At 64.5% G+C, this 26755-nt stretch carries 29 protein-coding genes; 15 read left to right on the top strand and 14 right to left on the bottom strand.

Features of this window, described 5'->3' with window-relative positions:
* Nucleotides 1-19 precede the first annotated feature (19 nt).
* Together NR187_RS32565 and NR187_RS32560 are read right to left on the bottom strand one after the other, a co-directional pair.
* The gene (locus NR187_RS32565) at nucleotides 20-862 is read right to left on the bottom strand and encodes a shikimate dehydrogenase (RefSeq protein ID WP_211381784.1); all 843 of its coding nucleotides are present in this window, start codon (nucleotides 860-862) and stop codon (nucleotides 20-22) included.
* 236 nt (nucleotides 863-1098) lie between these two features.
* Entirely contained in the window at nucleotides 1099-3189 is a 2091-nt protein-coding gene (locus tag NR187_RS32560) for an adenylate/guanylate cyclase domain-containing protein (RefSeq protein WP_256809143.1), read from the bottom strand.
* A gap of 310 nt (nucleotides 3190-3499) precedes the next feature.
* Here NR187_RS32560 and NR187_RS32555 point away from each other — a divergent pair, with 310 nt between their 5' ends.
* Genes NR187_RS32555 through NR187_RS32540 form a run of 4 tightly spaced genes read left to right on the top strand, consistent with a single transcriptional unit; the run spans nucleotide 3500 to nucleotide 6049 of the window.
* Nucleotides 3500-3805, top strand: a complete 306-nt coding sequence (locus NR187_RS32555; RefSeq protein ID WP_211381782.1) for a DUF2282 domain-containing protein — start codon at nucleotides 3500-3502, stop codon at nucleotides 3803-3805.
* A 51-nt stretch (nucleotides 3806-3856) separates the two neighbouring features.
* Entirely contained in the window at nucleotides 3857-4771 is a 915-nt protein-coding gene (locus NR187_RS32550; protein WP_211381781.1) for a DUF692 domain-containing protein, read from the top strand.
* A complete protein-coding gene (locus NR187_RS32545; protein ID WP_211381780.1) occupies nucleotides 4761-5543 on the top strand; it encodes a DNA-binding domain-containing protein in 783 nt (260 codons plus the stop codon). Before NR187_RS32550 ends, NR187_RS32545 begins: the two co-directional genes overlap by 11 nt.
* Nucleotides 5540-6049: a DoxX family protein gene (locus tag NR187_RS32540; protein ID WP_256809141.1), complete on the top strand. Its 510-nt coding sequence runs from the start codon at nucleotides 5540-5542 to the stop codon at nucleotides 6047-6049. The genes NR187_RS32545 and NR187_RS32540 overlap by 4 nt, the downstream gene beginning before the upstream one ends.
* A gap of 9 nt (nucleotides 6050-6058) precedes the next feature.
* Here NR187_RS32540 and NR187_RS32535 read toward each other — a convergent pair whose 3' ends face one another.
* The 3 genes from NR187_RS32535 to NR187_RS32525 are packed head-to-tail and all read right to left on the bottom strand — an operon-like array spanning nucleotide 6059 to nucleotide 8145.
* A complete protein-coding gene (locus NR187_RS32535) occupies nucleotides 6059-6904 on the bottom strand; it encodes an SDR family NAD(P)-dependent oxidoreductase (protein ID WP_211381778.1) in 846 nt (281 codons plus the stop codon).
* 1 nt (nucleotide 6905) lies between these two features.
* A complete protein-coding gene (locus NR187_RS32530) occupies nucleotides 6906-7466 on the bottom strand; it encodes a carboxymuconolactone decarboxylase family protein (protein ID WP_256809139.1) in 561 nt (186 codons plus the stop codon).
* On the bottom strand, nucleotides 7444-8145 hold the full coding sequence (locus tag NR187_RS32525) for a TetR/AcrR family transcriptional regulator (protein ID WP_256809137.1): 702 nt from the start codon (nucleotides 8143-8145) through the stop codon (nucleotides 7444-7446). Before NR187_RS32525 ends, NR187_RS32530 begins: the two co-directional genes overlap by 23 nt.
* Before the next feature lie 103 nt (nucleotides 8146-8248).
* Here NR187_RS32525 and NR187_RS32520 point away from each other — a divergent pair, with 103 nt between their 5' ends.
* From NR187_RS32520 to NR187_RS32505, 4 genes are all read left to right on the top strand, one after another.
* Nucleotides 8249-8434, top strand: a complete 186-nt coding sequence (locus tag NR187_RS32520; protein WP_256809135.1) for a hypothetical protein — start codon at nucleotides 8249-8251, stop codon at nucleotides 8432-8434.
* A gap of 25 nt (nucleotides 8435-8459) precedes the next feature.
* Entirely contained in the window at nucleotides 8460-8999 is a 540-nt protein-coding gene (locus tag NR187_RS32515; protein ID WP_256809133.1) for a VOC family protein, read from the top strand.
* A 107-nt stretch (nucleotides 9000-9106) separates the two neighbouring features.
* Nucleotides 9107-9415 (top strand): hypothetical protein, encoded by a 309-nt coding sequence (locus NR187_RS32510; protein WP_256809132.1) that lies wholly within the window; start codon nucleotides 9107-9109, stop codon nucleotides 9413-9415.
* Between the two features lie 36 nt (nucleotides 9416-9451).
* A complete protein-coding gene (locus tag NR187_RS32505; RefSeq protein WP_256809131.1) occupies nucleotides 9452-10264 on the top strand; it encodes a class I SAM-dependent methyltransferase in 813 nt (270 codons plus the stop codon).
* Nucleotides 10265-10300: 36 nt separating this feature from the next.
* Here the strand turns inward: NR187_RS32505 and NR187_RS32500 are convergent, their stop codons facing one another.
* From NR187_RS32500 to NR187_RS32490, 3 genes are all read right to left on the bottom strand, one after another.
* Nucleotides 10301-11857 carry a L,D-transpeptidase gene (locus tag NR187_RS32500; RefSeq protein WP_256809130.1) on the bottom strand — a complete coding sequence of 519 codons (1557 nt, stop codon included), beginning with the start codon at nucleotides 11855-11857 and terminating at the stop codon, nucleotides 10301-10303.
* A 368-nt stretch (nucleotides 11858-12225) separates the two neighbouring features.
* Nucleotides 12226-13281, bottom strand: coding sequence for a fatty acid desaturase (locus NR187_RS32495; protein WP_256809129.1), 1056 nt, complete (start codon nucleotides 13279-13281; stop codon nucleotides 12226-12228).
* Between the two features lie 723 nt (nucleotides 13282-14004).
* Nucleotides 14005-14310 (bottom strand): GlsB/YeaQ/YmgE family stress response membrane protein, encoded by a 306-nt coding sequence (locus NR187_RS32490; protein ID WP_211381771.1) that lies wholly within the window; start codon nucleotides 14308-14310, stop codon nucleotides 14005-14007.
* Nucleotides 14311-14592: 282 nt separating this feature from the next.
* Here NR187_RS32490 and NR187_RS32485 point away from each other — a divergent pair, with 282 nt between their 5' ends.
* From NR187_RS32485 to NR187_RS32475, 3 genes are read left to right on the top strand one after another with little or no spacing between them, the layout of a single operon-like run.
* Nucleotides 14593-14994, top strand: a complete 402-nt coding sequence (locus tag NR187_RS32485; RefSeq protein WP_256809128.1) for a hypothetical protein — start codon at nucleotides 14593-14595, stop codon at nucleotides 14992-14994.
* 30 nt (nucleotides 14995-15024) lie between these two features.
* Complete coding sequence (locus NR187_RS32480; RefSeq protein ID WP_211381769.1) at nucleotides 15025-15702, top strand: Crp/Fnr family transcriptional regulator; 678 nt, start codon at nucleotides 15025-15027, stop codon at nucleotides 15700-15702.
* 56 nt (nucleotides 15703-15758) lie between these two features.
* Nucleotides 15759-15986 carry a hypothetical protein gene (locus NR187_RS32475; RefSeq protein ID WP_211381768.1) on the top strand — a complete coding sequence of 76 codons (228 nt, stop codon included), beginning with the start codon at nucleotides 15759-15761 and terminating at the stop codon, nucleotides 15984-15986.
* A gap of 169 nt (nucleotides 15987-16155) precedes the next feature.
* Here NR187_RS32475 and NR187_RS32470 read toward each other — a convergent pair whose 3' ends face one another.
* Together NR187_RS32470 and NR187_RS32465 are read right to left on the bottom strand one after the other, a co-directional pair.
* Nucleotides 16156-16422, bottom strand: coding sequence for a hypothetical protein (locus NR187_RS32470; protein ID WP_256809126.1), 267 nt, complete (start codon nucleotides 16420-16422; stop codon nucleotides 16156-16158).
* A 314-nt stretch (nucleotides 16423-16736) separates the two neighbouring features.
* Nucleotides 16737-18173 carry a lipopolysaccharide biosynthesis protein gene (locus NR187_RS32465; protein ID WP_256809125.1) on the bottom strand — a complete coding sequence of 479 codons (1437 nt, stop codon included), beginning with the start codon at nucleotides 18171-18173 and terminating at the stop codon, nucleotides 16737-16739.
* A 308-nt stretch (nucleotides 18174-18481) separates the two neighbouring features.
* On the opposite strand from NR187_RS32465, the gene NR187_RS32460 reads away from it, so the two are divergent.
* Complete coding sequence (locus NR187_RS32460) at nucleotides 18482-19549, top strand: endo-1,4-beta-xylanase (RefSeq protein WP_211381765.1); 1068 nt, start codon at nucleotides 18482-18484, stop codon at nucleotides 19547-19549.
* Between the two features lie 10 nt (nucleotides 19550-19559).
* Here the strand turns inward: NR187_RS32460 and NR187_RS32455 are convergent, their stop codons facing one another.
* The gene (locus NR187_RS32455; protein WP_256809124.1) at nucleotides 19560-20513 is read right to left on the bottom strand and encodes a DUF6492 family protein; all 954 of its coding nucleotides are present in this window, start codon (nucleotides 20511-20513) and stop codon (nucleotides 19560-19562) included.
* Between the two features lie 658 nt (nucleotides 20514-21171).
* Between NR187_RS32455 and NR187_RS32450 the strand changes: the two genes are divergently transcribed.
* Complete coding sequence (locus NR187_RS32450; protein WP_211381763.1) at nucleotides 21172-21903, top strand: 4'-phosphopantetheinyl transferase superfamily protein; 732 nt, start codon at nucleotides 21172-21174, stop codon at nucleotides 21901-21903.
* An 83-nt stretch (nucleotides 21904-21986) separates the two neighbouring features.
* On the opposite strand, the gene NR187_RS32445 is transcribed toward NR187_RS32450, so the two are convergent.
* From NR187_RS32445 to NR187_RS32435, 3 genes are all read right to left on the bottom strand, one after another.
* On the bottom strand, nucleotides 21987-23012 hold the full coding sequence (locus tag NR187_RS32445; protein WP_256809123.1) for a histone deacetylase family protein: 1026 nt from the start codon (nucleotides 23010-23012) through the stop codon (nucleotides 21987-21989).
* A 96-nt stretch (nucleotides 23013-23108) separates the two neighbouring features.
* Nucleotides 23109-24047, bottom strand: coding sequence for an SMP-30/gluconolactonase/LRE family protein (locus NR187_RS32440; RefSeq protein WP_211381761.1), 939 nt, complete (start codon nucleotides 24045-24047; stop codon nucleotides 23109-23111).
* Nucleotides 24004-26079 carry a PQQ-dependent sugar dehydrogenase gene (locus tag NR187_RS32435; RefSeq protein ID WP_256809122.1) on the bottom strand — a complete coding sequence of 692 codons (2076 nt, stop codon included), beginning with the start codon at nucleotides 26077-26079 and terminating at the stop codon, nucleotides 24004-24006. The genes NR187_RS32440 and NR187_RS32435 overlap by 44 nt, the downstream gene beginning before the upstream one ends.
* A 207-nt stretch (nucleotides 26080-26286) precedes the next feature.
* Between NR187_RS32435 and NR187_RS32430 the strand changes: the two genes are divergently transcribed.
* Nucleotides 26287-26520, top strand: coding sequence for a hypothetical protein (locus tag NR187_RS32430; protein ID WP_211381759.1), 234 nt, complete (start codon nucleotides 26287-26289; stop codon nucleotides 26518-26520).
* A 9-nt stretch (nucleotides 26521-26529) separates the two neighbouring features.
* A complete protein-coding gene (locus NR187_RS32425; RefSeq protein WP_211381758.1) occupies nucleotides 26530-26706 on the top strand; it encodes a hypothetical protein in 177 nt (58 codons plus the stop codon).
* The last annotated feature ends 49 nt before the right edge of the window (nucleotides 26707-26755 follow it).

Here is a 26755-nt window from a genome sequence, read left to right as displayed (position 1 = left end):
AAACTCCCCGGCGTCCGGATCAGAATGTCGCCTCGATGGCCTTGATCAGCTCTGGCGTCACGTCGGGCAAGACACCGAACCAGGCCTTGAAGGCGAGCCGGGCCTGGTTGAGCAGGAGGCCGAGCCCATTCACCGTGGTGCAGCCGCGGGCGCGGGCCTCGGCCAGGAACGGCGTCTCCAGCGGCGTGTAGATGAGATCCGCGGCGAGCGTTTCAGGCTTGAGCCGCGACAGGTCGATCTCGAGCGCACCCTTGCCGACCATGCCGCGATCGGTGCAATTGACGAGCAGTGCGACGTCGCCGAGCGCGGCGCCGCGGTCGTCCCAGGCAACGGTGCTGACGGCGGAGCCGAAATCGTTTGCAAGCGCCTGCGCCTTCTCCGCCGTGCGGTTGGCGATGCGAATCTCGCGCGCGCCGTTCTCCAGCAGCGCCACGACCACCGCGCGCGATGCGCCGCCCGCACCCAGCAGCAGGATCGGCCCGGCGTAGCCGCGCCAACCGGCCCTGGCGTCGCGCAGGCTCTGAACGAAGCCGTTGCCGTCATTGTTGAAGCCGGAGAGCGTGCCGTCCTCCTCGACGACGATGGTGTTGACGGCGCCGATGCGGGTCGCCGTCTCGTTGACGCGGTCGAGCAGCTTCATCGCCGTCTGCTTGTGCGGCATGGTGACGTTGCAGCCGCGAAAGCCGAGCGCGACAAGTCCGCGGAGCGCGTCCTCGAGCCGCTCCGGCTCGACCGCGAGCGGCACGTAGGTTCCGCGGATGCCGTGCGCCTTCAGCCAGTAATTATGAATGACGGGCGAACGCGAATGCGCGACCGGCATGCCGATGACACCCGCCAGGCCAAATGCGTTCGTATGCGACATGCTGCGCTACCATCCTTGGCCACCCTCGCGCGCTGCACGCCCAGGGCACCGTTCCTCCATGGCCCACCTTTCGGTATTCGACCATGCTATTTGTTCATTTGTCCAATTGTATTAGGCGGATTGGCTATGACGTGCAATCTGAATCTCGTGGTGGCCAAGGATGCTCAACCCTGAACGGGATTGCGGAGCCCCGCCGACCACCCACGTCGTGCGGCAACCTGTTCCGGATATTCCGACTACTTCGTCGTCAGCGCCGCGACCGGACGCCATGACGCATCGGGCGCGTCGGCGAGGAACTGCCGACAGCGCTCGCGCATGAGTTCGGCCGGTCGATCATGGCCGCGTTCGCTGAGCACGGCTTCGAAATCGGCGAGTGCTGCGGCAAATCGGCGTGCGCGATAGTTGGCAAGGCCCTGTTCGTAGCGGACGATCCAATCGAGCGTCTCACCGCCGCTCTCACCGGCAAGTCCGATCAATTCATAGACCGGAAAACCCTCCTCACGTCCATACACGGCGATGCTGTCGATCTCGCGCGCGATGATGGCGCCGCGCGCGAGACGTTCGGTCGCTTCGCCAATGAGGATTTGCGTGCCGTAGGATTTGTTGGCGCCCTCGAGGCGGCTCGCGACGTTCACGGCATCGCCGATCACGGTGTAGTTCAGGCGCAGCTCCGAGCCGATATTGCCGACCAGCATGCGGCCGGAGTTGATCCCGATCCGGATCTGGAGCGGCTGGCCGAGATCGTCGGCAAGGCCCGACGCCGCGATCGCGCTGCGGCAGCCGAGCGCCGCGCGGCAGCAGCGCAGCGCGTGGTCGGCCTGCGGCTGCGGCGCGCCCCAGAACGCCATCACGGCGTCGCCGATGAATTTGTCGATGGTGCCGCCATTGGCGACCACGGCCTCGGAGGCGAGGTCGAGATAGCGCGAAAGCAGCGGTACCACGCGATCGCCGAGCCGCTCGGACAGCCCGGTGAAGCCGGCGATGTCGACGAACATCACGCTGAGCTCCTGGATGCTGCCGCCGGGCCGGGCCTCGACGCCCTGGCGCAGCAGGGCGCGGACGAGATCGGCCGGGATGAATTTGCGGAACGCGGACAGGCCGGCCGCCATCTCGGCGATCGCGCCCGACAGGCTCGCGATCTCCTTGAGCCGCGACGGATGGCGCCGGACCTGCTCCAGCGCGAAGGCCTCGACATGGCGAAGCTCGCCGACGACGCGCGACAGCGGCGCCGCGATGACGGAGCGTGCCAGCCACGCCGAGGCCAATGCTGCGAGCACGGCGCCGACGGCAAGGCCGAGGATCAGGCGGTGCAATGTCGTCTCGACCGGACCGAGGAACTCGGCCTCGGGGATCACGGTCGCCAGCGACCAGCCGGGAAACGGCAACGGCGTGAGCGCGACTTCGTAGGCCCCGCCGGCCGACGTCAGCCGACTTCGCCAGGCTTCCTTGCGGCCGTCCTCGCCCGCCTTCGCGTGCGCCATCTGCGCCAGCGGCAGCAATCTGGTATCGCTCTTCGCGGCATGCAGCTCGTCGGCGTCCCTGTCGGGGGCTGCGACCAACTCGCCGCTGCTATCGATGATGAAAGCCGTTCCCGTGCGTCCGACCTCGAGCTGCGCCAGGAAGCGTGCGAGCCTGGTGTACTCGATGACGATGGCCAGGACGCCCTGCCGCTCCTGGTAGACATCGATCGGGCCGGCGAAGGCGATCGACGGCCGCTCGCCGGTCGGATGGTCCATGACCTTGAACCATTGCGGTTCCTCGGCCGCCAGCCCGGTCTTGAACCAGGCGCGCTCGGCGACACGGAAATCGGTCGGCTCGAAGCGGCGATTGGCGAATTCGATGTCGCCGGGCACCACGTCGTATTCGTCGACGCGGCGCTGGCCGGCATGATCGGTCAGCGAGATCTCCATCATCTCCAGGCGGCGGTCGCCGAGCTTGTGCGCGGCGAAGAAGGAGCCGTCGGGCCAACCGAAGGCGACCCATGAGATCGTCGCCTGCGACTGCAATTGCGACAGGAACACGAATTCGCGCTTGTCGGCCTCGCGGGTGTCGAGCACGTTCTGCAGGAACAGGGTACGGATCGCAGTGTGCGCGGCGCGCGCCTCGTCCACGATGGCAGAGACCTCCTTGCGCACCGCAGCCACGATCTGCTCGTTGATGGTCGAGGCGAGCTGGCGGCTGGCCGCTTCCGCCGTGCGCCACCATAGCAGGCTCGAAAGCGCCGCCGTCAGCAGGATCCCGGTCAGCACCAGCGCCGAAACGGCAAGGCGGATGCTGACCGTCAACCTGGCGATCGCGCGAAGTCGGCGTCCGGGATCGACATTCATGGCTGTTTCCGCTCTTGGCCGGGCGCGGCTCCTGTCATCGCTTTACGCAGGCTTCCGCCGTTCGTTACCTCTGGCAGGCGCGACCAACCGCCACCAATGCTCTCCCGCTAATGAGTCGATAGCGCCACGGCATTGGATTTGAACGGCCGCTTGCCCGCAAATCCCGGCCCAAGCGCACCTGTGGTGCGCCGATCCAAGCGGTCTCACGGCTTCGTGAGCAGCTTCGCGGTAACGCGGGCTGTGCGCGGAGCGAACGGAACCATGCGCCTTCGCCTGCCAGGCGATGCCATCTCGAACAGGAGAAACTCCAATGTCTGCCAAGCATGTCGTCACGACGTTCGTTCTCGCCGGCGCGATGTCGACCGCCCTTGCCACCCTCGCCGCTGCCGGCCCGCTCACCAAGGCCGAGGCCGATGCGGCCATCGCCGCCAAGAAGGAAAAATGCTTCGGCGTCGCCCTGAAGGGCCAGAACGATTGCGCGGCCGGACCGGGCACGACCTGCCAGGGCACCTCGACCACCGACTTCCAGGGCAACGCCTGGAAATTCGTCCAGGGCGGCACCTGCGCCAGCATCGAGCTGCCGGGCGGCAAGAAGGGCTCGCTCAAGCCGGTCTGACGCGCTGCACGTCGCGACCACCACGACAACAGGGAAGAGCGGAGAGAAACCATGACGACGGCAATCGCGCCTGACATGTCTGCGGTGCCCCTCCGCTATTCCGCGCCAATCGGCGGCGTCGCCGGGACGAGCTTCAAGCCCGAACATCTTCAGGCGATCCTGGGCGCGGAACGGCAACGCGGCTTCTTCGAGGTCCACGCCGAGAACTACATGGGCGCGGGCGGTCCGCCCCACCGCGCGCTGGAGGCGATCCGTCGCGATCATCCGCTGTCACTGCACGGCGTCTGCATGTCGATCGGCGGACCCCAGCCGCTCGACAAGGCGCATCTGGCCCGCTTTCGCGGACTGGTGGCGCGCTACCAGCCCGCGCTGGTGTCCGAACATCTCGCCTGGTCGACGCATGAGACCAGCTTCTTCAACGATCTGTTGCCGCTGCCCTACACCGCAGCAACGCTCCGGAACGTCTGCGATCACATCGATCAGGTGCAGGACGCGATCCGCCGCCCGCTGCTGCTGGAAAACCCCTCCACCTATGTCGCCTTCCGCGAATCCTCGATGAGCGAGACCGACTTCATCCGCGCCGTTGCCGAACGCACCGGCTGCGGCCTGCTGCTCGACGTCAACAACGTGTTCGTCTCCGCGACCAATCATGGATTCTCGGCCCTCGACTATCTCGCCGATTTTCCGCTGTCCTTCGTCGGGGAAATCCACCTCGCCGGCCACGCCGGGCAGGCTGACGACGAAGGCGATCTGCTGCTGATCGACAGCCATGACGGCCCGGTCGCGGACGCCGTGTGGAAGCTCTATGAGATCGTCGTCCGGCGCCGCGGCGCCGTGCCGACGCTGATCGAGTGGGACAGCAACATCCCGGACTGGCCGATCCTGCGGGCGGAAGCCGCCGCCGCGCAGGCGATCCTCGACCGCTGCAATCAACCCGCGCCAACCGGAGATCGTCATGCCGCCTGAGCAGGATCTGTCCTTTGCCGCGACCTTCGCGCCGGCGCTGCTCGATCCGGCGCGCGGTGTGCCTGCGGCGGTGACCGGCCCGAACGGCAAGGCGGGCGGCAAACGCTACGACGTCTACCGCAACAACGTCACGGTCAGCCTGATCGACGCTGTCGCCGCGATCTATCCGGCGGTGCAGCGCATCACCGGCCCCGACTTCTTCCGCGCCATGGCGCGCTTCCATGTTCGCCAGACGCCGCCGACCTCGCCGCTGCTGTTCGACTATGGCCGCGACTTTCCGGCTTTCATCGAGGCCTACGAACATGCGCAGACGATGCCGTGGCTCGCCGACGTCGCCCGCATCGAGCGGGCCTGGCTCGACGCATATCACGCGCGCGACGCCGCGCCGCTCGCGCCGGCACAGCTTTCCGCTGTCGCGCCCGACCGGTTGGCCGATCTCGTCCTAGCGCCTCACCCGGCGGCGCACATCGTGCGGTCGCGATTCTCGGCGGTGACCATCTTTGCTGCCAACCGCGATACGGCGCCCTTCGAACACATCGACGCATCGACGCCGGAGGACGCGTTGATCACGCGCGCAGAATTCGACGTCACCGTCCGGCACCTTCCGCCGGGCGGCGCGGTCTTCGCGACCGGTCTGATGTCGGGCCAGCCGCTCGGCGAGGCCGCGGTGTCGGCGCTGGAGGCATCGCCCGGTTTCGACATCGCCTCGAACATCGCCGGCCTGATCGAAGCCGGCGCATTCAGCTCAATTGCCTCTGGAGACCCACGATGATCGCGGATCAACGCCTGTCTGCAGGCGGCAACCCACCGGCTATCAGGCTGCTCATCGAGAGGGCCAATGATCTGGTGAAGACCATCGCATCGCCGTCGATCGTCCAGCTCGTGCTGCGCGTCGCACTGGCGGTGCCGTTCTGGCGCTCCGGCATTCTCAAATGGGGCGGCTTCCTGCAGCTCAACGACACCGCAGTGACGCTGTTCACCGACGAATTCATGCTGCATCTGCCGGGCGGCCCCTATCATTATCCGGCGCCGACGGTGATGGCCTTCCTGTCAGGGTGCGGCGAGATCATGTTCCCGATTCTGCTGATCCTCGGACTCGGCACTCGGTTCGCCGCCCTTGGACTGCTATTCATGACTGTCATCGTCGAACTCACCGTGCCCGACGGCTGGCCGGTGCACATCACCTGGGCCGCAATGGCGCTCGGCATCATGGCCTACGGGCCGGGGCGGGTCGCGCTCGACCATCTGCTCGGCCGGGCGCTGTCGCCCGAGCGATAGGATGCCGCCTCACATCCCGCTCAGCCCGCTATCGACCGCGAGTGTCTGCGCAGTGACATAGACGCTTTCATCCGAGAGAAAGAACAGCACGGCGTAGGCGATCTCCCATGCGGTGGCCTGGCGGCCGAAGGGGACGTGGCCCTTGCCGCGATTGGGGCGGCCGGCGCCGGCCTCGCGGCCGTTGGGGGTGTCGACGAGGCCGGGATAGACGAGATTGGCACGGATGCCGCGGCGCGCTCCGAGATGGGCGATGTTGCGCATGAGGCCGCCGAGTGCGGCCTTGGAGGAATCGTATACCGCCATCTGCGAGCCGGCCTTCAGCGCGGCGATCGAGGATATGAAGACGATGGCGCCGCCGTTGTCGAATCTCGGCATGGCCGCGCGGCAGCACAGCATGGGACCGCGGACGTTGACGTCGTAAATCCCATTCCACTCCTCCGGGCTGACGGCATCGAGCCCGACCTTGCCGAAGGTGCCGATGTTCAGCACCATGCCGTCGAGGCCGCCCATAGCCCGGTGAGCTTCCTCGATCATGCGCTGAACGTCAGCCTCGCTCGTGACGTCCGCCGCGATGGCAAAACCCTCACCGCCTTCATCGATGATGTGCTTGACTGTCTGCTGGGCGGAGGTGCGGTTGAGATCGGCGACGGCGACCTTCGCGCCTTCGCGGGCGCAAAGAATGCTCATGGCGCGGCCGTTGCCGATCGGATCGGTGGCGGCGTCGAACACGCGCTGGCCGCCGCCGACGATCAGGATGCGGCGGCCTTTGAGGCGTCCCCTGCCCGGCGCCTCGCCCAGTGACTCCGCGCTCGGCGGTCGGACGTAGCGGTCCGGCTTGCTCTCGGTTTCCGCCATCTCAGCCGCCCGGCTTCTTGCCGGCGTCATAGACCTTCATGCCCGCTGCGGGATCGAGATCGGTCTCGGTGGCTTCGGTGAGACGCGCCATCATCATGTAGAAGCCGAGCGTGACGATGGCTTCGACGATCTCCTGGTCGCTGAAGTGCCTGCGAGCGGCGGCGAAGGTCGCTTCGCCCACGCGGACATTCTCGACGACGTCGCGGCCGAATTTGAGCAGCGCACGCTCGGCTTCGTTCAATGCGTTGGCGTCATAGTCAGCGCGCTCGACCGCATCGATCTGTGCCTGCGTGCAGCCGACGCCAAGCGCGATAGGCACGTGCTGGCGCCATTCATAGGCGCCGCCTTCCAGCTGGGCGGCCTGGAGGATCAACAGCTCGCGGTTGACCGCGCCGAGCTTCTGCTTGTGCAGGATCGAATTGCCGAGCCGCATCGCCGGGATCATGTTGGCCTCGGCATGGGCCATCATGCGAAAGATGTTGAGCTTGACCGGCATGCGGTCGAACGAGGCGCGGATATCGCCGCTGGTCGTCTCCGGATCAATCAGGGGCAGCCTTGCCACGCGTCTCTCCCTTGGCTTTTCGTTTCTTGTTGACGTGCGTCCCGCCATCCGCCGCGATCAGCGACAGGAAGAAGGCGAGATACCGGTCGATCGCCTCGATCACCTTCGGCCGCGGCGACGGCGCCGCCCCCATCACGTAATGCTCGAGGCGGATGTAGATGAGGCCGGCCGCGAACAGCCGCGCGGTCTCGCGCGGATCGGACGTCGAGACCAGGCCGGCAAGTGCGAAGCCGCGAAAATAATCCGTCATCATGCTCTGCTCGCGCGCGTAAAAATGATCGGCGAACTTGGCGCGGATGCCGGGCACGCGGTTTCGCTCGGCGGTGATGACTTTCTGGAACTGGTGTTCGCGGGGATCGGACCATTGCTCGACCAGGTCAAATGCAAACTGCCGGCAGAACGCAGCAGGCTGGCGCGCGAGCTGCCTGTAGCGCGCTTGTTCCAGCCGGCTCGCCGAACTCGCCGGGCCGTGCTCGGCAACGATCGCTTCCAGGATCGCGGCCTTGCCGGCGAAATGATTGTAGAGGCTGCTCTCGCGGACGCCGACGCGGCGCGCGAGCTCGCGCATCGAGGCGCCGCCATAGCCGCTCTGCGCGAACAGATTGAGCGCCTCGGAGAGGATGCGCTCGCGGGTCGTCGGCGCAACCGCTTGCGCCGCACTGAGGGTGGGGACAGCCATACAAGGTTGACTAACGAACGATCGTTCGCTAGTCAACCACATGCTTGGTCATTCGTTTCGCCACGCGTTTCAACTCTGCTCCCGGAAGAAGCGGAGAGCAATTTTGATCGCGAAAAAGCGGTCGGCGGCCCTGAAGGACGCGTTCGACGATGCCGAGGTAATGGACAAGCTGCTTGCGCTCGGCATCACGCCGCAATTCGTTTCCGGCGAGGAGCAGCGCGACATCAACGCACGCGATATCGCGGCCTGGAAGCAGGTTGCCAAGGACGCAGGCATCGAAGTCAGGTGAACGAGGCGACGAGAGGAGCGCGAGCATGAGCCGCATCTTCGGCGCGGTGCGCCAGAACGGATATGTCGTGCGGGACATTCACGCCGCGATGAAGCACTGGAGCGAGGTGATGGGCGTCGGTCCCTGGTATTACATGGACCGCGTCAAGACCGACTGGTTCCGCCATCGCGGCCGGGATTCCGCGGTCGAGATGAGCATCGCGCTGGCTAATTCCGGCGACCTCCAGATCGAGTTGATCCAGCAGCGCAACGACGCACCCTCGCTCTACAAGGAGTTTTTGGACGCCGGTCACGAAGGCCTCCAGCACATGTCCTACTGGAGCCACGACTACCAGGCGCTCTACGACAGAGCGCTCGGGCTCGGTTACAGGATCGGCCATGAAGGCCAGATCGGCGGCCAGAAGGGGCGCTTTGCCTATTTCGACACGCAGGCCCATCCGGGGACCGTGATCGAGATATCCGACGTCAGCGGCAGCAAGGGACCGTTCTTCGAAAAAGTCCGGCAGGCGGCGATGAACTGGGACGGCACACGGCCGATCCGTGAGGTCGGTGGGGCGAAATCCTAGAACCGATCACCGGTTGGGAGCGCCGGACGAAATCAAATAGAAATTGTATTGCGGCCCCGGTCGGATATTCTCATTGACGTTTTGAATATCCCGGCTTGGGGGCCGTGATGAAGTTTTTTTATCTCTTTGTTCTCAGCGCTGTTCTCAGCATCTTGGCGCTTGTCTTTCAGCCGATTGTGGCATTCGCCGACCAGCGCATGGCGCTGGTGATGGGCAATTCGGCCATCGCTTCGGCGACGACGGCTACGTCAGCTACACGCCCGAAGGCTGCTATGCCGGGTCAAATGGCGTCGAAGCCGGCTCAGCATCTTCAACGGCAGCCGCTACGAGCCGATGTCGCTCGAAGCGCGCAAGGCGATGCAGGAGCCGGCGGGGTTCACGGCGCTGCTGGCGCGGTAGACGGCAATCCATGGTAATACGAGCTTCGTGTCCGAACCTTCAGCGAGGCAAGCATGTCCAGCACTGACAAGGTTTTTGCCGGCTCGATCCCGAAGCTCTACGACGAATATCTGGTCCCGATGATCTTCGCCGTCTACGCCGAGGACCTTGCAAGACGTATCGCCGCCCGCTCTCCTTCCGTGCTGCTCGAAATCGCAGCCGGCACCGGTGCGGTGACGCGCGCCGTGGCGGCGGCGTTGCCGCGCGGCATCCGTTATGTCGCCACCGATCTGAACGAGCCGATGCTTGCGGTCGCGGCGCATCGTCAGGCGGATGATGATCGAATCACCTGGCGCCAGGCGGATGCAATGGCCCTGCCATTTGGCGACGCCGAATTCGACGTCGTCTGCTGCCAGTTCGGCGCCATGTTCTTTCCGGACCGGATCAAGGCCTACGGGGACGTGAAGCGCGTCCTGAAGGGCGATGGCACCTTCGTGTTCAACGTCTGGGATCGCATCGAGGACAATTCGCTCACGCACGACGCCACGGTCGCGCTCGGAAAACTGTTTCCCGAAGATCCACCCCGCTTCATGGTCCGGACCCCGCACGGCTATTACGACAAGGACGTCATCAGATCCGACCTCGAAGGCGCGGGCTTCCGTGACATATCGATCGAAACGCGATCCGAGCTGGCCCACGCGCCGTCGCCAGACTACGCCGCGATCGCGCTCTGCCAGGGCACGCCGCTGCGCAGCGAGATCGAGGCACGAGACGCCAGCAAGCTCCAGGTTGCAACGGACCTCGTTGCCGAGGCGATCCGAGCCCGCCATGGGTCCGGACCGATCGAGGGCAAGATTCAGGCTATCGTGATCGAGGCGCGCATTTAGCTGCGGATTTCGGCACGGCGCACCAAGCCGCTGATCCTACCACCAGCTCCGTTGCATCGGCTGCGTCGATTGATAGTACTGATACTGACCACGCCGGCGCGGATTGACGGGTTGCGGGTTCGGGTCGCGCTGCTGGAAGAAGAAGCCAAAACCGTTGCCGCCATTGCCCCAGCCGTCGTCGTCCGCAACATCCATTGGAGGCGCGGTCGGCTTGCGGGTGATGAAGCCACCCTGCGGATGGTTGCTCAGCACCGCCACGAACTCGGTCCGATAGTTGGTTTCGGCACTCAACGGCTCGTCCGAGATGACGATCGACGAGCGCGGCAACGCGGTCGGCCCGATGCGATCCCACACGTCCTGGGGGATGGTGATGCGATCGAGTGCGTCCTTGGCGTCGTCGCCGTTCTCGATCGTGACGACGCTCCAGCGCAGGCCGGTATCGTTCTTCGCCATTGCCGTGAAGACATGCGTGCCGAGCGGCTGGTCGGGATTGCGGATCGTGACGGGAACCTCGATGCTGGTGTCGAACACCTCGCCGCCGCCGTCCGGCGCCGGCTTGTGCGTGTTCCGCCGCACATAGAGCTTCTGTGTCGCGCGGCTGATGAAGACCGAGACAGGCTCGAGCGCGAGCTTTGCGTCGGTCGCAGCCTTGACGGCTTCGCTCTTCTTGGCCGCCGCGAGCTTGGCAGCTTCCTTGGTGGCGGCGACGGCATCGCGCTTCGGCTGCGCGGCGGCCTTGGCGGCATCGAGCTGGCTTGCCGCATCGGCGGCCTTGGCGGCGACCTTCTGCTTGAGCTCCTCGGCCTTGGCGCGAGCCTGATCGGTCTTTGCGGCGGCGAGCTGTTTGTCGGCGAAAGCGAGCTCGGCGTCGGCGCGCGATTTTTGCTGTTCCAGCTTGCGCAGCGAGGCGGGAAGCGCTGCGGCCTCCTTCGCCGCGACCGCGGCGGCCTTCTTGGTCTCGTCGGCGGCGCGGATCGCCTCCTCGGCCTCGCCGGACAGCTTGTCGATGCGGCGCGGCGCCGCCTCAATGGCCTCCCGCTTCGGCACGAACAGCGAGGGATGGGTGAAATCGATCGGGGCCGCGTCGTTAGGCGAGATGATCACCCGCATGCCGATATTGGTCTTGTCGAACAGGCCCTCGGCGAAGCCGAAGGGCATCCGCACGCAACCATGCGAGGCGGCATAGCCGGGCAGCGGCCCGCCATGCAGCGCGATGCCGTTCCAGGTGATGCGCTGCATGTTCGGCATCCAGGCATCGTCATACATGGTCGAGTGGTGGTCCTTGTCCTTCTCGACGACGGCGAAGACGCCGGCCGGCGTCTCGCGCCCGGTCGTGCCGGTCGAGACAGGAGCCCGCAGGATCCAGCCGTCGGCGTCGTAGAAGGTGACCTGCTGGCTCTTGATCGACACGATCGCCATGATCGGCTCACCGGCCTCGCGCGGGGCGACCGCCTCGGCCGGCTGGCGCGCCTGCTTGGCCGCGGTGGCCGGGGCCGCCGCCGCCAATGCGACCAACGCCAATGTCACAATTCCGGGAGGACCCCAACGCCGCATCGTCATGGTGGATTGCGCCGTTGTCAGTCGGTTTTTCATGCCATCCTCGGTCGAAATGCCGGTCTGCCTGTGCCGATCACGTGTCAGATTGCGATCTTTGCATTAAGAAATCACAGCCGCCCTTCCAAGCCGCTTGCGGGAACATCCGGCGCGTCGGGGCGACAAATCTCTCATATACGACAGCCCGCAAGGGAGAAAGGGTGGCCACGGTTAAAGCTGGCCCGGAGCTTGCGGCTGGACGCTGCGGCAGAATGTCCGCCTTGGAGATGGCGCAATCCCGGATGTCCGCGCCGTGGCGGAACCGAGCGCGCTACAGGTCACAATGGATCACAGGCGCCGCATACGCCGCCATGGCGACCGACCGTCGGCTGCGGGCGCAACTACGGGGCGCCCACATTCGCGACGTTTCAGCCAGGACGCCGCCGCGGCTCAGACGAGGCCAACGCCGGCGAGGCGGTTGAGGTCAGAGCTGCCTCTCCAAAGGAGATGAGTTGCAACCGCTCCTCATCCCACAAGGTCAGCCGCACGGTCCGCAAACTCTGGAGCAGCGTAATCCGTCCGACGCCGGCGAGCTGCGGATGGTCGCGCAACACGTCCGGCAAGCGATAGCAGGGAATTCGGCTGCAAAGATGATGGATGTGGTGGACACCGATATTTGCCGTGAACCAGCGCAGGACAGCCGGCAATTGGTAGTGGGAGCTGCCGTGCAGCGCAGCGTCGTGAAAATTCCAGCTCTCGTCGTGGGACCAGTAGGTGTGCTCGAACTGATGCTGGACGTAGAACAGCCAGACGCCGATCGACGCCGCCAGAACGATGATCGGCAGGTGTATCAGCAGGAATGGCCCCCAACCGACCAGCAGGATCATCGCGGTGACGAGGACTGCAATCGCGACGTTCGTGCCCATTGTACTCAACCAGGGCTTCCAGCCGCCACGCATCAGCCCTACCGGCAATCGATGCTTCAAGATGAACAGATACGTGGGACCCACGCCAAACATCACGATCGGATGTCGATACAGGCGATATAGCATCCGACCCCATCGCGACTGCCCACGAAACTCGCGCACCGTCAACGTGTCGATGTCGCCCAAGCCCCTGTGATCGAGATTGCCGGAATTCGCATGATGGCGTGCATGGTTATGCCGCCAGTAGTGGTATGGCGTCAGTGTCACCACACCGATGGCTCGGCCGACCCAATCGTTCGCAACGCGGCCGCGGAAGAAAGAGCCGTGTCCGCAATCGTGCTGGATCATGAAGAGGCGGACCAGCAAACCCGCCGCGGGCACCTCGAGCAGCAGGGCAAACCAATAGCCGTGGTCAAGCGCGGCCCAGATCAAAGCCCAGATGATAAGGAGCGGTCCCGCCGTGATCGCCAGTTCGAGGCCACCGCGCGCGCTGTCGGGCTCGCGATAACGGGCGAGCAACTGCGCCGATGCGCGGATGTCCGGCGTCCTTTGAGTCATATCTGGTCCGCTCCCGAACATGTCCGCCGAAGAAGCACGAACGCCGACGCGACGTCTCCGGCAGCAGCTCCGAGGTGGTGCCCGCACGCTTTCATATTGAACCCTGCCCGGTTGTGCCGCTGAGCAATATTGCTCACGCCGGGAGCCGGCGTTACCGCGGAATCTGCCTGCCCCCTTTGGCACACTGCGAGTGAGATCGGAAGGGGCGCGCGGACGCATTCGCCGACCGGCCGGAGATTTTCCGAAAGCGTGAGCAATATTGAACAGAGGCTGAGGCGCGGGCGCGGCATGCTCACGGCGTCTCAGCCGGCGAATCGGTTGTCATCGGCGACGGCTTCGGGTGCAGCATACCCCACCATATGGTGCAGGAGCTTCATATGTCCGAGATTTATGCTCGTCCAGAACCGTCGTTGATTCCGATACCCCGGCCACTCTGCCCGGCGTGCCAGAGCCGCATGATGCTGACCCACGTCGGGGCAGGCGGCGACGGTCGCAATCTGCGAATCTTCGAATGCTCCAAGTGCGGGCACGTCCACAGAATATCCATTGAAGATCCGATGAGATCAGCCAATTGACAGCCGAACCCGAGAGAAAGCGGCCCCAGCACGGGGGTGCGAACCGGGGCCGCCAATCATCGGATATGATGAGTGGGCATCAAATCCGGTCGCTATCACCAAGTAGCCCCGGCGACGTTCGTTCCAGGCCGATTCTCGCGAAGCGCGCCTACCAGCGTTTGCGCCAAACGCCGCCCCATTGTCCGCTCCATCGGCTCCGTCCGCGGACGAGCGCCACGATCATGAGCAGCAACACCGCGCCGACCGCGGCGTCGATGATCTGCGAAACCATGCCGGAACCGAGATGGATTCCCAGTTGCGGAAATATCCAGCTCGCAATGAAGGCGCCTGCTATGCCCACGACGAGATCGCCGACCAGGCCCAAGCGCGTGCCCATGACGATCCGGCCCGCAAGCCAACCGGCCGCGATGCCCACGGCCAATATGACGAAAAGGCTTTCACCAGATAGATTCATGTTCACATCCTCACCAACGGACGACCAAGCGGTGTTCCGCCACCGGTCAGACTAGACCTGAGCAAGGGCGGATGATGTGCAAAACAGCTCAGAGCCGGTCGTGTGATCGGCGCGCGGCTCACTATTAATTGCGGACCATTCCTCCAAAGCTGAGCAATTCTGCTCGGAAGCAGGGCGAGCCAGCCGATAGTGTCTCTGACGACCGCCTCCGACCTGCGCGACGAGCCGGATCGACAAGTGACGCGGCTGATACCTCTGCAGGTTCGTCCAGGAGATCTCACATTGCCCATCAGAACTACGCGGACCACCGTTTCGTTCGCCAATCCCTTCGTTCTTCAGGGCCTGGAAGGCTCACAGCCCGCAGGTGAATATGTCGTGCTCGCTGACGACGAGCAGATCGAAGGGTTGTCGCGGATCGCTTATCGGCGCGTGGCGACGCTGCTTCAGACGCCCGCGACATCTGCCTCCCAACTGCTGATCCAGTCCTTCTCGATCAGCCAGACGGAGCTGGATGCCGCACTCATGAAGGACCGGCATCAGACGGTCGTACGGCATCGAGCGCAGGCGAGCGATATGGCGAGGCGGCCGAGCCGCCGCCACAAGTGTTTGGCCGGGATCACCGGCGGGCCGGAGGGCGGAAGCAAGATTTGCCTAACGCGCCCGGCGCCGGCCCTGCTAAGCTGAAGCTCTCTCCATCAGGTTCTTGACGACGTCATGCCAAAAGCGGCGAAAAGCGCGTTCGATCCAAAGCTCTTTCTCGCCAAGGTCGGCGAGGGCAAAGCCATATTGAAACTCGACAAGAACCAGGTCGTGTTCTCGCAAGGCGACGCCGCGGACACGGTCTTCTACATCCAGTCGGGGAAGATCAAGGTTCTGGTCATATCCGAGCAGGGCAAGGAAGCCGTGGTCGGAATCATGGAACCCGGACAATTCTTCGGTGAGGGTTGCCTGAACGGCCATCCCTTGCGAATTTCGACAACGGTGGCGATGGAACAATGTGTGATCACGTCCATCGCGAAATCAGCGATGCTCGCGGTGCTCAAGGGCGAACCAAAGTTCTCCGAGTTGTTCATGGGCTATCTGCTCAGTCGAAACAGCCGCATCGAGGAAGACCTGATCGACCAGTTGTTCAATTCGAGCGAGAAGCGGCTTGCGCGTCTGCTGCTGCTCCTGGCGAATTTTGGCAAGGATGGCGCCACTCAGCCCATCGCGGTGCAGGTCAGCCAGGAGACGCTCGCGGAGATGATCGGAACAACCCGCTCCCGGGTCAGCTTCTTCATGAACAAGTTCCGCAAGCTCGGTTTCATCACTTACAACGGCAAGATCGAAGTTCACAACTCCCTCCTGAACGCGGTCTTGTATGACAAGCCTGAGATCGTGAGGGACGACTGAAGCGGTTGGAGGCAGGAACGCCTCGTGCCGTCTCCGCAACGATATGAAGGTACTCCATGAAAACGCCGACCACGCAAGTCGACGAGATCGAGCCGAGAGCCATTCAAAGGGCCGACGTAGCACCGGCCGATGGCTTCTCCCTTGTGGTCGATGGTCACTTCAAGACCCGTTACGACAGCGAAACGGCTGCCCGAGCAGCCGGGGGCGAGTTGCTCGGCAGGTTCCCGATGTTGCAAATCCTGGTCTACGATGCTGCGACCGGGAGGCGGTCGCCGCTGCAATAGATGGCTGCCTTTGCTGTGCGGGACGGTTTGCTGTGCGGGACGGTTTCCGGGCTCGTCAGATTCCGGCGGCCCCTGGACGGAGAGCAGCGCTTCGCTGTCCCGGTCGAGACGCTTGTCGGCACCCGAGGCGTCGAGCGTATGGCCGACCAACTCGCCCGCCGGCAACCACCTATCGGGACGCATCCCGGCCCCTCGCCTCTTCCTCGGCCAGCCGCTCCAGGAGCCATAGCCGCCGGGCGTCGTCTTTGGCCAGATCGAGCCGCCTTCTGAAGCTTCTCAGGTTTTCGCGGTGGATGTATTCTTCCAGGTCCTCCAATCGGTGGCCCTCGTTCAGGTCGGCGGCCTCAGATCGTAACTGGCGAACCAGAGAACCGCGGCCGATGTCATCGGATCGGCTTCGACCATGGCGGCGCGCAGTTGATGGCAGCCGGCGCATGCGAACGTTCCGATGTCAAACGCGGGCGAGCCGGGCATCCTCGCCAAGGTCATGTGTTCGCCGCACCTGGGACAGCGCGGCTGCAGGCTTGATGCAGATGGCGGACCGGATGAGCGGGAATGTTGCAAATGCATGCGATTCACCCTCGAGGCCTGGCGGGAGCGTGACAGCACTCCCAGTCACCGATAGATACCGATAAGGGCGGTGATGACCCCAGCATGAGCCGCCGGGTCCGAAGTTACTGGTCAATATTGCTCAGCTGGAGCGAAGTTCCCACCCGGGGCCCGGCCCGACGGCCTGGTCGGACATCGCGGCTAGACGCCCAGTGCCTTCCGATTGAAGGTTCGCAGAACACGCAGCGACAGCGTGCGAACGTTCGCGACGTTGAGAAGCCACGCCGCAGCGGCATAAGCGAGCCCGCCGGCGAGGCTCACGACCACAAGCGATACGAGGCCGGTGCCGTTGGCCTGCGATCGTGCAACGAGGATCGCAGCTGCCATCGCCGCAGCGGCGACGGCAACGCCAGCGAGGCGATTGAAGTCGAACGGCACGGGATGGGCGCGCTGCATCAGGACGACGGCCACGACGAAGCCGATCGCTTCGGTCGCGAGCGTCGCCAGCGCCGCACCGTGGAGGCCGTAACCGGAGACCAGCGCGAACATCAACGCCACGCTGACCACCAGCGTGAGGAACGATTGCGCCGCGAGCATGAAAGGCCGCTCGGCGAGCTGGAAGCTGATCTGCACGTAGAATTGATTGGCGATGCCGAAGAAGCGCGCGAGCACCAGGATCGGCAGCAGCGCCGACACGCCGGCGCGGAAGTCGACGCCGACCAGCGTGCCGGCGACCTGGTCTGCTGCAAGCGCAAGCCAGACGGCGACGGGCGCGACGACGACGAGCAGAAGTTCGAGGCTCTCGGTCAGCCGCTCCCGCGTCGTCTCGTCGTTTTTCTCCGACAATGACCGGAACACCAGCGGCACGGTCGCCGCGGCGACGCTGGAGGCGATCATGACCATGAACTGGCGCGGCAGATCGGCGGCAACGCCGAAGATGCCGGCGGCGTCCTTGCCCAGCAGATAAGCGACGATGAGCCGGTCGCAGGCCGAATAAACCGCGACGGACAATCCGGCCAGCGTCAGCGGCAGGCCGTAGCGCGCCAGCTGCATGAACTGGCTGCGCTGGAATCGTGCGATCCTGGTGCGGTCGCCGATCAGATTGAGGATGATCCCGGTGAGCGACCCCAGGCCGAACGCGGCCAGCAGTCCCAATCCACCCCAGCCGAGCCAGATGCCGAGCAGGCCAAAGCCGACGCTGGCCACGCTGCGCACGATCGAGATCGCCGCGAACCTGTAGGGACGCAATTTGGCGCGTTCGAACTCCTGGCCGACATCGACGGCATTCGCCGTGATCGCGACGAACATGCTGGCGAGCAGCAGCCCGACACTGACGTCGCTGCGGAACAGGAAGACCAGCGGCGTGGTGGCGCAGAGCACTGCAACGGTGAGCGCGAAGGCGACCATCGCCGTGCCGCGAAAATCCACCTCGGCCGACATCGCCTGATAGCGCGACACCGACAGCTTGATCCAGGCAAAGAAGATCGCGCCGAGAATGCCGGCCAGGCTGATGCCGACGACATAGACGCCGTACTGCGCCGGCGTCAGCAGCCGCGTGTAAGCCGTGACGGCGAAGAAGCCCACCGCCGCGGGCAGGATGTAGGCGACGAGGTAAATCGAGAAATGGCGGTTCAGCATGCGAGCACGGGACCGGCAACATGGTTGCGAGTGTGACGGCCGTTGATCAATTGGACCTTGGCGGGACGGGCGAATTGCGCTGCAGCATCGCTCAAGAGTGTCACATAAGTCTGCAAATCGGGCGGCGAATGAGATAGCCCCCGGGATTTCGTCGGTTAGCGTTAAATTTGCCCTTCCCTGATCGGAAGGGCGCGACCGCCGAACGCAACGATGACTCGTCGATGGCAAAGGTTAACCCAACAAAGCAAAACCCCCGCATTGCGAGGCGCCGCTTGGTACGTTGGCGCATTGGTTCCCAAAGGAATGCCGTGACCAGGCTCGACAGACGCGAATTTCTCCTCGGCAGCGCTGCCGCACTCGCGGCGGGCACATCGGCGTCCGCGGCGCCGGCGTCGAAGCTCGCCCAGCGCCGACCGGGATTTGGCGCCGCGGCCACGCTCTGGGACCTGCAGGCCGATCCGCGGCTCGGCGAAGCCATCAGCACCTATTGCACGCAGGTGGTTCCGGTGCTCGAGCTGAAATGGCCGATGCTCCGTCCGAACGCGCACACCTTCGCCTTCGAACGCGCCGATGCGATCCTGGATTTCGCCCGGCAGAACGATCTGACGATGCGCGGCCATGCGCTCGCCTGGTATCACGACATTCCGGACTGGACCAAGCAGATCAAGGATTCCAAAGGCGTCGAGCGCGCCTACGTCGATCACATCGGCACCGTCGTTTCCTATTACAAGGACAAGCTGACGTCGTGGGACGTGGTCAATGAGCCGATCCCGGACAATCCCCGCAGCCCGAAAGACCGGCGCGACACGTTCTGGACGCAGCATCTGGGCAACGGCTGGATTCCGCTGGCCTTCCGCACCGCCGCCGCGGCCGATCCTTTCGTGAAGCTTGCGATCAACGAATATGACATCGAGTCGGCGAAGGACTCGTTCATTGCGAAGCGCGCGGCTTACCGCACTCTCATCATGGACCTGCTCGACCAGGGCGTGCCGCTGCACGCCGTGGGCCTGCAATCGCATCTGCACGCCGAGCTCGAGATCGACACGCACGGGCTTGCCGAATTCGTCACCGAGCTGCGCTCCTGGGGTCTCGATGTGCTCGTCACCGAGCTCGACGTCGACGACCAGAAGCTGACGGGGACCCCGGCGGAGCGCGACGTCGTCGTCGCCAAGCGCGTCGATGATCTCTTGACCGCGATCTCGACCAGCGGCCCGGTGCGTTCGATCCTGACCTGGGGCCTCTCGGACCGTTACAGCTGGATCAACGGCACCTTTGCCCGCGCGGACAAGCAGCCCAACCGCCCTTTGCCGCTCGACGGCGAGTTCAAGCCGAAGCCGTTCATGGACGTGATCAGCAAGTTCACGAGGGACGTTTGAGGACGCGGCCTTAGCGCGTCTTCGTCGGTAATTCGAATTCGGCTGCGGCTCCCATATCTTCAGGAGACAGGCTCGGAGCGCGGCGATCGCGCGAGCTGAGGCGGAACACGTCGCGGATGTCGTCGACCGAGGTCGACGAATAGGACTGGATGCAGAGCGCGACCTGCTCGGGCGAGGCGGCACCCATCATCGCTTCGATCGCCGGGCGGTCGAGCCGGGTGTCGTCCCAATGCGAGACGGCGATGCTGTCTTCCGTGACCCGGTGGGTGGCCAGATGCGCGGACGAGCTCGCGACGAAATGGCCATAGAGCAGATATTCCGAGAACTTCTTCTTCCGGCACAGCGCCAGGACCCAGTTCAGTCCCGTCGCCGACTTGATCGCGTCGGTCATCGCACGCGCGGTGTCCTTGTCCCAGACCAGCGCGTTGCCGACATAGTCGTCCGCGGGGAAGGACCTGTCCTTCACGCCGAGGAGCTGGTCGACCGTGCGGAGCCACAGGACATGCAAGGGGTGATCGGCGTCGATCCCGCTGCGCGTGACGAACAGCGGCGTCTTCTCAGCGCCGGCATATTGACCGACGTCGAACTCGCGAAAGAACAGATTGTCCGAATCCAGGATGCAGACGCGCTGCTCCGGCGCGTTGAGGACGCCGGCGATCTTCAGGATCTGCTGGATGTGCCAGCCATGGACGGGCGACGACAGCAGCGACAGCCAGACGCGCCGCTTGCTGATGAACTGGAGCGCCGGGGGCAGCGCCCAGAGCCATTTCGGCAGGTAACGCGAGGCCGGAACGATGACGCGCTTGTCGGAAGCGAACCGCTCGAACAGCGGCACGTCCTCATCGTTAACGAGAACATAATGCCGCGTGTATCCCGAGAGCCAGGTGTCGATGCTCTCGCTGAGCAGCGAAAAGCGCTCGATATCCTTGGCGTAGCTGGCGGTCAGCAGGGCAACGGAATGCATGGCGCGCGCTCGAATAATCAAGCCGCACTCATAGCGACAGCGGGAGATGCTGGAAACTCACGATTCGAATCAAGGTAAAGCGAAACGAAGCTTCCGCGATCCGCATCGTGCTGCGCGCGAGGGCAGCCGATGCTGCCGATCGACCGGCCCTGGCTGTCACCGATACACAAGGAGCGCGAGACCGGCTGCAAAGCACGTGCGAATACGGGTTCGCTCGCCAAAGCTGTGTATGATCAAGTTGCGTCTTGATTCTTTGACGCCAGCACGCAAGATTGTTCCCACGTTTTGATTTGGACGATTATTTTCTACCGGGGGAGTTTTATGGGCTTCATCAAATTTGCCAAGGGCAGCTCGTCAAGCCACATCAAGGACATCGACGCCAGCCTTTTCGTGCTGGGCGGGTTCAACAAGGCCAAAAAGAAGTAAGGCTCGACGGCCGGGACGCCGCACGAACCTTGGGCTTCAGTTTACGGACATTGGCGGCTCGCTTGCCGAGTTGGGGTCTCGCACAAGCTTGCATCTGTAAACCGGCCTGCAAATCGACAAGAATTCGCCCGGGTGGACCGCTAGAAGCGGTTCGCCTGGTTGATTTTTGCTCAGTTGATTCTTCCGTCGGGACCGGGGATCCAGCCTCTGCCTGACGCCAAAGGCCCGATTGATGGCAGACGACAGAATTGAACTGTTTGTCGGACTGATCGAGACGATCGACGCGCCGGGCGCGGTCGATGCGTGTCGACATCTGCTCTCGGTCGACGAACGGGTCCGGGCTGACCGCTTCATGTTCGAGCGGCATCGCCGGCAATATATTTTCGCGCATGCGATGTTGCGCTTGGCGCTGTCCCGGGCCGCGCCCGATGTCGCGCCCTCTGACTGGTCGTTCGGGGCCGGCCGCTACGGGCGGCCGTTCGTCGCAGCGCCCAAGACCTCGGCCGCGCTGTATTTCAGCCTGTCCCACGCGGACGGCTGCGTCGCCTGTGTCGTGTCCAGGCACGAAGCCGTCGGCGTCGACGTCGAAACCGTATCGCGGCGGGTGGCTCCGCTGTCGACGGCGCTTCGGTTCTTCGCGCCGGAAGAGGTCGAAACGCTGCGCGGACTGCCGGAGCCCGCCGCGATCGAGCGCTTCTTCGACTATTGGACGCTGAAGGAAGCCTATCTGAAGGCCAGGGGTTTCGGCCTCAATTTGCCGCTCGACGCTTTCGCGATGCAGGTGTCGCGCGAGGCCATCGAGATCAGCTTCAAGCCCGATATCGCCGACGATCCGGACGGCTGGCGCTTCTCGCTGTGCTCGCCGTCGCCCTCGCATCGTCTGGCGATTGCCGACGGCTCCCGCGCCGCCGGCGGCCTTCCCATTATCCGCAATGCATGGCCGCTGCAGGAAGCAGCCGAATGACGCCGCCCTGGGCGGGCGTCTCGAAGGATGGCCGCAGGCGAGCTTTACGCCACGCTTTTCTTCGCAGGAGGGAGAGGCGAGCCTCAGCGCGCCTGTTCGAATCCTGCCAGCACCGAGGTCAGATTGGCGCCCAGAATATCCGAGAGATAGCCGCCCTCCTGCACGAACACGGTCGGCAGGCCCATCTTGGCGATGGCCTGGCCGATGCGGCGGAAGCCGGGCGTGGTAACGGCGAGGCCGCGCAGCGGATCGTGCTCGGAGGCGTCGAGGCCTAGCGCGATGACGAGGGCGCCGGGCGCAAAGGATTCGATCGCCTTGCGCGCGACATCCATGGCCTGGATGTAGCCCTCATCGCCGGTGCCGATGGCGAGGGGAATGTTGAGATTGGTGCCGCGCCCCTCGCCCTCGCCGCGCTCATGCGCATAGCCCCAAACGAACGGGTAATACGCGGTCGGATCGGCATGGATCGAGATCGTGTACACGTCGGGCCGCGCGTAGAAGATTCCCTGCGTGCCGTTGCCGTGGTGGACGTCGACGTCGAGGATCACGACGCGCTCGTGCCTCTGCCGCAGATGTGCCGCCGCAATCGCGCTGTTGTTGAGGAAGCAGAAGCCGCCGGCCATGTCGCGATAGGCGTGATGGCCGGGCGGTCGGCAGAGCGCATAGGTCGCATCCTCGCCGTCCAAGACCATCTGTGCCGCCGTGACCGCGACGTCGGTCGCGGCGCATACCGCCGCCCAGGTGCCCCGGCCGATCGGCGCCGCGGTGTCGGCGGTGTGCCAGCCGAGCTTGCCGACGATGTGGGTCGGATAGGTCGCGGCATGACGCACGGGATGGATGTTGCCGATCATCTCCGGGCCGGAATCGCCGAGCGCGGTCCAGGCATCCCAGGCCTCGCTCAGGAACGACAGATATTCCGGACTGTGGACTCGCGCACGCGGCCCCTGCCCGAATGTGGTCGGCTCGACCAGTTGATGCTTGCCGTCCTTGAGCCCCTTGAGCAGCCGGTCGGCGCGCTCGGGCTGCTCGGTGGTGCGCTTGACGACACCGCGGACCAGGAAGAATTGCGGATCGTGGCTGCGATGCAGTTCGGTATGGACGGCTTTCACTCAAACACTCCGTGGTCGCGTGCTCTTCGACGATGTCCACAGATGTCTAAATCCCTGCGGCGGCCAGATGCAAGCAAGAACAATGCCGCGCCTTTTCTAGCAGCGCCCGCGCTGCAGGCAGTGCTCGCGGCCCTGCTGGTCGGTGCGGAAGGACTCGATGAAGCCGCCCTGGCGCTGGGTAACGAAAACGGTCTTGCCGTCGCTGCCGCCGAAGGCGAGGTTGGTGGGCTCCCTGGCCCTAAGCGCAATCTCGCGCTCGACCGCGCCGTTGGGCTTCATCAGCGCGATCGTGCCTTTGAGGATGCGCGCGACATAGAGACGGCCGGCCACGTCGGTGCGCAGCCCGTCGACGGTGTCGGGCTGAAACGCCTTCACCAGCTTTGCGCTCGCGAGCTCGTTGCCGTTGATCGTGTAGGACCAGATCTGGCCGCTGCTGGATTCGCCGACATAGAGCGTCTTGCCGTCCGGGCTGAGGTCGATGCCGTTGGTGGTGCCCATCGCGCGCGGCGCCGACATGACCTGCCCCTGCACCGCGCCGTCAGCAGATTTGGCGATGCGCCAGATGTGGCCTTCCCGACCCTTCCAGTTCGGGTCGCTCGCATAGACCGTGCCGTCATGGGCGACCGTGATGTCGTTGGGCTGGTTCATCTCGTCGGAGTGAAACCAGACGGCAGGCTCGGCGCTTCCCTTCGGAATGGTGAAGATGTTGTGCTTCTTGTAGTCGGCGATGAACATCGCGCCGTTCCGATCGAAACGGATCGCGTTGCCGACGCTGCCTTCGGGAAGTGTCGTGAACAGCTCCGAGGCCGTACCGCCCGCCGGCAGCCTGCCGATGGTGCCGGGCTTGCCGAGATTGACGACGAACAGATTGCCATCGAGATCGGCGGCGGGTCCTTCGATACCGAAGGTATATTCGCTGGCGGGCGTCACCTGCACGCTGTCGAACAACTTGGTTTCGGCAGCGGCCGGCAGCGTCGCGATGAGCAGGATGCTACTGCACAGGCACCAGAAATTCCTGCCGGATGTAATAGCCATCGTCGTCGCTGCACTCGCCGTTCAGATAGGGATCGGCCGGCCGGAAGAAGCGGCTGAAGCCGGGTTTGTCTACAGCGTTCCTTTGTGTCACGACGACGACCTTGGCGGCCGGTATTTCGCCGCATTCCGTGTTGGATTTGCTGAAGAACTTGCGCTGCGGCGGACCCGGCCTGATCCGCATCCGCGTGCCCGGAACCATTTTCGCAACCAGCAGATCCACCGTGTCGAGCAGGCGCGTGTAGCCAGGCTCGGTCTTCGGCAGGCTTTCGCCGCCCGGCGGCATCAACTTCTCGGCGCCGAGACCGCGCAGCCGCGTGCGCAGCCTGCCGGAGTCGGGATCGCCGGGATAGATCCAGCCGTCCTGCGACAGCATGAAGCGCAGCACCGTTGCATCCTTCTCCGCGTCCGATTGCCCTGGCTTCAGGCCGAAATCGGAATGGCAGCCGACGCAGTGTTTTTCGACGAGGCCCTTGCGCAGCGTGGTGAGCCGGATGCTGTTCTGCGCGTCCCCGGCAACGAAGGCCGCGAGCCGGTCGATCAGCATCTGGCTGCGCGTGTCGCAGGGCAGCGGCGGCGGCGCATCGCCCGTGGCGCGATCGATCCGGATCACGGTCTGGTTCTTGTCCTCGACCAGCCAGATCGCGCCGTCCTCCGCAACTGTCATGCCGACCGGGGCGCCCTGCGGCCGCGTACCGTTGACGCGGTGCCAGCCGGCGATCAGCTCCTCGAACGGAGCAGCAGCCACCTCCCCGGCGTCGGTCTGAAAGCTGTGGGTCGGGTCGGCCGCGCAACTGACGTGGTAGCGCACCGGCGCCGGGACGGTATTCGGGAAGCCGTGATCGTCGACGTCGTAGACGAGGACACGGCTGCCGGTCGGGCGATAGCCGTGCAGGCCGACCAGCAGCTTGCCCTCGAGCTCCGGAAATTTGGCGCCGTGATAATACAGCATCGCCAGCGGCGCGCCGTGCGGCGGCATCAGCGAGAACGGCGCCTTGTAGAGCGCGTTGGTCGTGCAGAGCGATTTGTAGATGCCGGATTGCAGCACGCACCTGAATTCGGGACTCGGCGTCGACAAATCGTAGCAATAGGGCCAGCCGTAATGCCTGCCCTGCTCGATCGCGTTGATCTCCTCGTTCGGCTTGAAGATGTCGGGCAGGTCGCGGCCATTCTCGCCCTGGAGGAAGGCGTAGCCGGCATCGGGGAAGTTCGGATGCAGCACCAGGGCCATCGAATTGCGCAGACCGCGCGCATAGACGCTGTGCGGCGGATCCGGATCGTTCGGCTTCAACGCCGCGAAGATGCCGCCCGCGGGCGGCGTGAACAGCCAGATCGATGCCATAGCGGAGGCGCCCTCTGCGGCCGCGCAGGGTTTTGTGATCGGCGCCGGCGTGATGCAATCGTCGCTGTGCGAGCCGACATTGACGAACAGCCGCCCGTTCTTGTCAAAGACGAACTGCTTGAGCGGATGCGCGCTCTCGTCGAGCCTGGTGCCGTCGGGCAACGTGATCCGACGGCCGGGCATATGACGGATGATGGTCTCGACCGTGCTCCGCGGATTGTCGGCGAGCGGATCGAACCGGAAGATCGTCTCCGCGGTCGAAGCATAGAGCTTCTTGTCCGGGCCGATCACGAGGCCGAACGGATATTCGATTCCCGTCAGCAGCTCCTTGAACCGCTGGCCCTGGGGTGCATGCGGATCGAGCAGCAGCAGCCGGCCATCGGTGTGGCCCCAGCCGCCCATGTCGGCGACCACGAACAGGTCGCGGCCCGGCACCTGGACGATCGCGCGTGGAAATTTGAGATGGTCCTCTTCGCTGGCGACGAGGCCGGCGCAAAATCCCGCCTTCATGTCGATCTGGATTTTTGGAAACACCAGATCGGCACCGCCGCAGGTCTCGGTGCCGATCGCGTAGCCGCTTTTCCTCACCGATTCGGAGGAGGCTCCCGAGGCAAGGCCGAGCAGCGCTCCAGCGACGATCGCCGCAAACAGCCGCGGGCAGCGGCGTTCACGCCAGAATGTGAGCTGGTTCACGGCGGCCTCCTGGACTTTCCGCCAAAAGTTGTTCCATGTCATGGGAACGCCGTCCAGTTGATCAACACCCCCTTGTGATCAAACCCGCAGGGGTCTTGGTGCCGACCAATCTCCGTAGATTCCCTTACCGGGTTCGACCCGAATGTTTCGCGAAGGCTTGGGATGGTATCCGTTTGCCGTCCCAATCGCTCCCAATAGGAGACGCATATGGTCCAGGTCTATTTCCACTGCTCCAATACCGAGGGCACGCTGATCGATCGCAGCGGCACCGCGGTGGCCAGCCTGACCGAGGCGCGTGACCGGGCCGCCCAGATCATGAACACGATGATCCTGACGCCGGGCACCGAAGATTGGCGCGACTGGGTGATCCATGTCAGCGGCTCTGACGGCGAGGAGATCTTCGATCTCCCCTTCACCGCCATGCTCGGCAAGCCGCATTGAGGTGATGCCATGTTGCTCGCGTCACTGAGCCTGCTCCGCCAGCCCCTGAGCTTCGTCGCCACCAAATGGCAGACGCTGATCCGGATCGCCGGCACCCCCTACCGGCCCGAGCTCCACTACATGCGCGGGCCCGGCCCGAAATGGCACGCCAAGTATCAAGCCAGCCGGCTGGATCGCGCGCGCTGAGCGCCGCGGCTTCGCCCTCCCTTTTCAGCTGACCGCTTCGCAAACTCGT

Origin of the sequence: Bradyrhizobium sp. Bra64 (assembly GCF_024519875.1) — a bacterium.
GTDB classification, from domain to species: Bacteria; Pseudomonadota; Alphaproteobacteria; order Rhizobiales; family Xanthobacteraceae; genus Bradyrhizobium; species Bradyrhizobium japonicum_G.
This window is presented reverse-complemented; position numbering and strand designations above follow the sequence as displayed.